General features: G+C 70.0%; 1 protein-coding gene. It reads left to right on the top strand.

Annotated elements, in window-relative coordinates; genetic code table 11:
* A partial coding sequence (locus J4G32_RS21155) for a hypothetical protein (RefSeq protein WP_210497673.1) occupies positions 1 to 287 on the top strand: 287 nt, incomplete at both ends.

Genomic DNA, 287 nt, shown 5'->3' with positions numbered 1-287 from the left:
GCGCCGGTTCTCGATCGAACGATCGAGCTGGCAGGGGACGGCCCGGCGTGGCTCCTGACGCACCGGCCGTTGTGGTCGATCGGCGCGGGCAGCGACGGGCAACCAGCCGAGTGGTCCACCGCCACATTCGATGCCAACGGTTTCCCGGCTCGGGCGTCGGTGTTCGATGTCGTGATCGCGGGGCACGTGCATATGGCGCAGCTCCTGCTCTTCAGCCCCACCTCGCAACGGCCCACGCAATTGGTCGCCGGCGCCGGCGGCACCGCGCTGGACGATATGCCGAGCGG

Origin of the sequence: Microvirga antarctica (assembly GCF_017921815.1) — a bacterium.
In the GTDB taxonomy this organism is placed as follows: domain Bacteria; phylum Pseudomonadota; class Alphaproteobacteria; order Rhizobiales; family Beijerinckiaceae; genus Microvirga; species Microvirga antarctica.
This window is presented reverse-complemented; position numbering and strand designations above follow the sequence as displayed.